This is a genomic window from Paracraurococcus ruber, assembly GCF_004353985.1.
GTDB lineage: Bacteria > Pseudomonadota > Alphaproteobacteria > Acetobacterales > Acetobacteraceae > Paracraurococcus > Paracraurococcus ruber.
The window spans coordinates 1-6,200 of sequence record NZ_SMOA01000297.1; the positions used below are offsets into that span (position 1 = coordinate 1).

The following is a 6,200-nucleotide window of genomic DNA, read 5'->3' on the forward strand; positions in this document are numbered from 1 at the left end:
CCGGCCGCGGCGCCCCCCGGCAGGGTCGCCGCGGCCGTCGGCACCGGCAGGCCGCGGCATGGCCCACGACGGGCGCCTGCGGCGGGGCGGTCGCGCCACGCCCGGTCAGGCGGCCGTGGGGCGCGATACCGCTTCCCCCGGCAACCAGACGCGGAAGCGGGCACCGGCGCCCTCCTCGCTCTCGATCAGCAGCTGGCCGCGATGGCGGTTGACGATGTGCTTCACGATGGCGAGGCCGAGGCCGGTCCCGCCGGCGGCGCGCGACCGGCCCTTGTCCACCCGGTAGAAGCGCTCGGTCAGCCGCGGGATGTGCTCGCGCGGGATGCCCGGGCCGTCATCGGTCACCTGCAGCACCACGCCGGGCCGGCGGCCGGCGCCCTCGCCCGCGGCGACCAGCACCCCGACCTCGCCGCCCTCCCGCCCGTGCCGCACGGCGTTCTCGAGCAGGTTCCGCACCACCTGGCCGAGCTGCTCGGCATCCGCCGGCAGGGCCACCGCCTCCTCCTCCAGCCGCGGCACCACCGTCACGCGGCGGGCGCGCAGCAGGGGCTCCAGCGCCTCCAGCTCCGCCCGCACCACCGCGGCCAGCCTGGCCTTGCCGGTGGGCGGCTGGTGCTCGGTCAGCTCGATGCGGGACAGCCCCAGCAGGTCGTCGATCAGCCGGCGCATGCGCTCCGACTGCTCGGCCATGATGCCGAGGAAGCGGGTGCGCGCGGCCTTGTCGTCCTCGGCCGGGCCGCGCAGCGTCTCGATGAAGCCGATCAGGCTGGCCAGCGGCGTGCGCAGCTCGTGCGAGGCATTGGCGACGAAATCCTGCCGCATCCGCTCCAGCGCCCGCTCCCGCGTCCGGTCGCCGAGCACGATGACGATGCGGCCGCCATCGGCCAGCGCCGGCTCCATCGGGATGACCTGCGCCGCGATCTCCCGCGCCACGGGCACCGGCAGCACCAGGTCGCAGGTCTGCGCCCGGTGCTCCATCAGGGCCCGGTCGACCGCCGAGGCGAGCGCGGGATGCCGCAGCAGCGCCGCCACGTCCCCGCCGCGCGCCGCCGCGCCGTCGCCGCCGAAGATCGCCCGCGCCGCGGCATTGGCGCGCAGCGGCCGCCGGTCGGGCGAGAGGACGAGCAGCGGGTCGGGCAGGCTCTCGACGATCGCCTCGTCCGCCGCGCGCAGCCGGCCGACCAGCGCCCCCTGCTCCGCCAGGGTGCGGGCCAGGCGGGCGACCGCCTCGACGATCTCCTCCACCGCCGGCAGCAGCGGCGTGGCGGAGGGCGGGACGAGCCGCCCATCCTCGGCCGCGGCGCGCCGCAGCGCCTCGGCCAGCCTTGCCAGGTTGCCGATCCAGAGGGCGGCGACCAGCAGCGCCCCCAGCAGGCAGGCAAGCAGCGCCAGCAGCCCCGGCCCGGCCGCGAGTTCCCCCGCCGCCAGCAGCGCCAGCAGCACCGCCGCCGGCACGGCGCCGATCAGCCCGGCGGCGCCAAGCAGCCGGCCGGCCGGCAGCGGACCCATGGGTGCGTCAGGTCCCCGGACTGCCGGGCACCGGCGCCGGCTCGACCAGCCGCGGCTCGCCCGCCGGGGTCAGGGCGAAGATCGCCAGGCCGCGCTGCGCCAGCCCGTTCGGCTCCAGCCGGATCGGGCCATCCGCCCCCAGCATGGGCTGGCCGAGCGGCGGGTTCCCGCCCGGCTCCCGCACCGCCCGGGCGGCCAGCGCGGCGGCGTCGTAGGCGACGCCCGCGAGGCGCGGCGGCCTTTCGCCGAAGGCGGCCTGGTAGCGGCTGTCGAAGGCCGCCCGCGCTTCCGGATCCGGCCCGGGGAACAGGGCGCCGGCCAGCGCGGGTTCCTGCGCCAGCGTCGCGTCGCCGGCCCAGAGGGTGGTGCCCAGCAGGCGGGCCGGCCGCGGCAGGGCGGCGGCGAGGGCGGCGGCGGCCTGCCGCGCCCGGTCCCCGCCATGGCCGAGCAGGACGGCATCCACGCCCTCCGCCCCGGCGGTCTCGGCCAGGTCGCGCCCGGCCTGGGCCACATCGGCGATGCGCGGATGCAGCAGGATAACCGGCGGCGGCAGGGCGAGCGCCTGGGCACGGGCCCGCAGCCCGGCGGCCAGGCGACGGCCGAATTCCTCGTCCGGCGCCAGCAGCGCCAGCCGCCGCGCCCCCGATGCGGCGGCGGCGGCGGCCATCCGCTCCGCCTGCTCGGCTGGTGTCACCCCCATGACCCAGACGCCGTTGCCGCCCTGGCCGGCATCGCTGGTGAAGGCGAGGACGGGCGCGCCGGAGGCGCGCGCGGCCTGGGCGGCGGTGGCGGTCTCCCCCAGGGTCAGGGGGCCGGCGAAGGCGCGGGCGCCTTCCGCCAGGGCGGTCCGCGCCGCCTCTCCGGCGCCGGCGGCGGTGCTGGCGGTGTCGCGCGGCAGGAATTCCACCCCCGCGTCGCCCTGGTCGAACAGCGCCAGCTGCGCCGCGTTCAGCATGGCCTGGCCGAGCGGCCGGTTGCTGCCCGACAGCGGCAGCAGCAGGCCGACGCGGCTGCGCGGCGGCTCCGCCGGGATCGCCGCCGGGGCGGACTGCGGCAGGGCGATGACCGCCGGCTGCCGGGCTTGCGGGGCGCAGGCCGCCATGGGCAAGAGCATGAGGGCGGCCGCCAGCCGGCGGCGTGGCGCCGTCCCCGGGGACGCGCCCCGGGGTGGCCGGACTGGCGCGGAGCATGACGGACCTGGCAAGCGAACCTCCCGACCCCTTGGTCGACCCTGGGGCCGGCCCTGCGGCCGACCCCTCAGCTGAGCCCAGGGCGGACCCTGCGTCCGACCCTGCGACGGTGGCCGCCCTGCCGGGGCTGACGCTGGTGGCGACGCCCATCGGCAATCTCGGCGACCTGTCCCCGCGCGCCCTGGCCACGCTGCGCGGCGCCGATGCCGTGCTGTGCGAGGACACCAGGGTAACGGGCGCCCTGCTGGCGCGGCATGGCGTTTCGGTGACGATGATGCCTCTGCACGAGCACAACGAGGATGACCAGACCCCGAAGGTGCTCGCACGGCTTCGTGCCGGGCAAAGGCTGGCGCTGGTGAGCGATGCCGGGACGCCGCTGGTCTCCGACCCCGGCTACCGGCTGGTGCGGGCGGCGATCGCGGCGGGGCTGCCGCTGCACGCCGTGCCAGGGCCGAATGCGGCGGTGACGGCGCTGACCCTGTCCGGCCTGCCGCCGCACCCCTTCCTCTTCCACGGCTTCCTGCCGCCCCGGGCCGGGCCGCGCGCCGCCGAGATCGCCCGGCTGCGCGCCGCCGAGCGCGCCGGCCTGTCCGCCAGCACGGTGTTCTACGAGGCGCCGCACCGCCTGGCCGAGGCGCTGGCGGCGCTGGCCGAGGGCTTCGGCGGCGACCGGCCGGCGGCGGTGGCGCGCGAACTCACCAAGCGGTTCGAGGAAGTGCGGCGCGGCACCCTGGGCGAGCTGGCCGCCTGGTATGCCGGGGCGGAGGCGCGCGGCGAGATCGCCATCGTGGTCGGCCCGGCGCCGGAGGAGCGCGGCAGCGCCGAGGAGCTGGAGGCGCGGCTGCGCGACGCGCTGGCGGCCGGCCTGAGCGTGCGCGACGCCGCGGCGACGGTGGCCGGGGCGACCGGGCTGCCGCGCAAGCAGGTCTATGCCAGGGCGCTGGAGCTGGCGCGGGAATGACTCCCGGGGGGATGACCCCGGCGGAGGCGCTGGCCCGGCGCCGCGTGCTGTGGATGAACGCGCTGTTCGCCGCCGGGCTGGCCTTCGCGCTGCCCTGGTTCGCCGCCGGGCTGCTGGCGCATCGCTGGGACCCGGCGCGGGGGACGCTGTGGGCGACGCACCATGCCTATGGCGTGCGGACCTTCTGGTTCGGCGTCATCGGCCTGCTGGCGCCGGTCGCGGTGCCGGAGATCGGCGTCGGGCTGCTGGTCGTGGTCTGGCTGTGGTGCGCGGTGCGGCTGGGGCGGGCCTTCCTCGCCTGGGACCGGGCGGAGTGGATCATGGACCCGGGGCGGTTCGTGTAGCGCGCGGATGCGGCCCCGGGCGGCCGGGCCTTCCCGTCCTTCCGGCCGGACTGCCGCGGCCCGCATGCGGCGCCGACGGCTGCGCCGACATGGCCGCTCGGCCGCGGGGCGGCTTCGTGCCCCGCGAACCGCCTTAGAACATCGTGTTGGCATGGGCGGCCTCGGCGGGGACGCGCTGCAGCACGTCCCAATGCTCGACGATCCGCCCATCCTCCAGGCGGAAGATGTCCATGCCCGCCCAATCCGCGTCGCCGGGCCATTCCTGCCGGGTGTGCAGCATGACCAGGTCGCCCTCGGCCAACACCCGCAGGACATGCACGCGCTTGCCAGGATAGTCCCGCGCCATGCGTTCGAAATATGCGATGAACCCCGCCTTGCCGTCGGGCACGACGGGATTGTGCTGGATGTAGCGGTCGCCGACGAACCGCTCCACCGCCTCGGCCGGCCGGCACCGGTTGAACATCAGGTCGTAGAAGGCCAGCACCGTCTGCTTGTTGCGTTGTGTCTGGTCGCTCATCGCCAGGCTCTCCCCAAGGCATGCGTGCCGGCGCCGCGCCGCCGAGCCGGGCGTCCCGTCCCACGAAGCGGGTGGGCGCCGCGGGGTCGCCCATGCGTGCGCAGGATGGCGGCTGCGGCGGCCCGCCGCCACCGGCGGCCGGCCGGCCCGGCCCGGCGATCGGCCCCGGGTCCGGCATCCCGCCCGGAACCCGCACCGCCCCGTCGCGTCTGGTGCGGCGGCCCCCCGGGCCGCCGGCGATGCCATGCCGGCTGCGGGCCGCATCGCCCGCCCACCCATCCGGCAAGGAGGCCTCCCCATGGCCATTCGCAAGCTCGCGGTCGCCGACGCCCGGTTCGAGCGTTCGCCTGGACAGGACGGCGAGGTGTTCACCGCCAACCTCGTCGACCAGCGCCATGGCGGCCCGGTCACCATCGGCTTCGGCCGCTACGGGCCGGACCAGCGGCTCGAGGAGACCATGGCCGTCGACGATGTGATGATCGTGCTGGAAGGCATGCTGACGGTCTCGGCCGCGGCCGCCACGGTGACCGCCGGGCCGGGCGAGATCGTCTACATGCCGAAGGGCGAGCGGGTGACCATCCGCTCGCACGGCCAGGGCGCCATGACCGCCTATGTCACCTATCCGCACTGGCAGGAGGCGCGCCCCTGAGGCGCGTCCGCGGGACGCGTGCCTGAGGCGCGTCCCTTGGCCGCGCGCCGACGACCCCGAGGCCGGGTGCCTGGCAGGCGTCTCCGCCCCCATCCCCTGGGACAGGCGCGGGCCGGCGCCCGGATGGTCCGCGCAGACCGGCCGGCCGCGCCGGCGTGACGCGCCCCGGCCGGCGCCGCATCCCGTCCCGACCTTCCCCGGACGAACCACGACAGGAGCATCCCCGATGGCGCCACGCGACACCGTCTTCCCCGCCGGTCGACAGGACCTCTACACGCGGCATGCTTATTCCGCCGCAATACGGTCGGGTGACCTGCTCTTCGTCTCCGGCCAGGTCGGCAGCCGCGCCGACGGCTCGCCCGAGCCCGAATTCGAGGCCCAGGTCCGCCTGGCCTTCGCCAATCTCACGGCGACGCTGCAGGCGGGCGGCTGCGGGCTCGACGATATCGTCGACGTGACGACCTTCCACACCGATCCGGAACGCCAGTTCGGCACGGTGATGGCGGTGAAGGCCGAGGTCTTCCCCGCACCGCCCTATCCGAACTGGACCGCGGTCGGCGTCACCTGGCTCGCCGGCTTCGACTTCGAGATCAAGGTGATCGCCCGCATTCCCGGCTGAGCGACGCCGGGCCCCGGCCCGTCGCGGCGTCGCCGGCGCATCTCCCGGCGCGGCTATCCCTGGCGCAGCGCCAGCAGCCGCTCCGCCGCCTCGGACGGGTCCATGGCCAGTGCCTGCTCCGCGACCTCCCGCCCGAAGCCGGCGCGGGCCAGCGCCCCGAGCGCCTTCATGCGCGCCGCGCGCGCCGCCAGCGGATCGGCGGGCGGCGGCGCTGCGGCGAAGGGGCCGATGCGCTTGCGGCGGCATTGCGCCAGGGCGGAATCCAGCTCCGCCGCCGCTTCGGGCAGGGCGGCCGCCGCGGTTTCCGCCCCCACGCCCTTGGCCCCGAGATGCGCCGCGATGGCCCGGCGGCTCCGCCCGGACCGCGCCAGCCGCCGCGCCCGCGCCGCCGCGAAGGCGGCATCGTCCACC

8 protein-coding genes are annotated in these 6,200 nt (G+C 77.0%); 4 read left to right on the forward strand and 4 right to left on the reverse strand.

Translation table 11 applies throughout. From position 1 onward, the window contains the following. Positions 1–105: 105 nt before the first annotated feature. Both E2C05_RS27375 and E2C05_RS27380 read right to left on the reverse strand, forming a co-directional pair. Positions 106–1,509: an ATP-binding protein gene (locus E2C05_RS27375; RefSeq protein ID WP_133222821.1), complete on the reverse strand. Its 1,404-nt coding sequence runs from the start codon at positions 1,507–1,509 to the stop codon at positions 106–108. 7 nt (positions 1,510–1,516) lie between these two features. Beyond that, entirely contained in the window at positions 1,517–2,611 is a 1,095-nt protein-coding gene (locus E2C05_RS27380) for a penicillin-binding protein activator (protein WP_205083122.1), read from the reverse strand. Positions 2,612–2,808: 197 nt separating this feature from the next. Between E2C05_RS27380 and rsmI the strand changes: the two genes are divergently transcribed. Then, entirely contained in the window at positions 2,809–3,660 is an 852-nt protein-coding gene (rsmI, locus tag E2C05_RS27385; RefSeq protein WP_240046918.1) for a 16S rRNA (cytidine(1402)-2'-O)-methyltransferase, read from the forward strand. Positions 3,661–3,671: 11 nt separating this feature from the next. Then, the gene (locus E2C05_RS27390; RefSeq protein ID WP_133222824.1) at positions 3,672–4,004 is read left to right on the forward strand and encodes a hypothetical protein; all 333 of its coding nucleotides are present in this window, start codon (positions 3,672–3,674) and stop codon (positions 4,002–4,004) included. Positions 4,005–4,137: 133 nt separating this feature from the next. On the opposite strand, the gene E2C05_RS27395 is transcribed toward E2C05_RS27390, so the two are convergent. Further along, positions 4,138–4,521 carry a nuclear transport factor 2 family protein gene (locus E2C05_RS27395; protein WP_133222825.1) on the reverse strand — a complete coding sequence of 128 codons (384 nt, stop codon included), beginning with the start codon at positions 4,519–4,521 and terminating at the stop codon, positions 4,138–4,140. Positions 4,522–4,819: 298 nt separating this feature from the next. Here E2C05_RS27395 and E2C05_RS27400 point away from each other — a divergent pair, with 298 nt between their 5' ends. Next, positions 4,820–5,170 carry an ethanolamine utilization protein gene (locus tag E2C05_RS27400; protein ID WP_133222826.1) on the forward strand — a complete coding sequence of 117 codons (351 nt, stop codon included), beginning with the start codon at positions 4,820–4,822 and terminating at the stop codon, positions 5,168–5,170. 226 nt (positions 5,171–5,396) lie between these two features. Further along, on the forward strand, positions 5,397–5,789 hold the full coding sequence (locus E2C05_RS27405) for a RidA family protein (protein ID WP_133222827.1): 393 nt from the start codon (positions 5,397–5,399) through the stop codon (positions 5,787–5,789). Between the two features lie 53 nt (positions 5,790–5,842). On the opposite strand, the gene E2C05_RS27410 is transcribed toward E2C05_RS27405, so the two are convergent. Further along, the coding region (locus E2C05_RS27410) for a RecX family transcriptional regulator (protein ID WP_192912531.1) at positions 5,843–6,200 on the reverse strand (358 nt) is incomplete at its 5' end.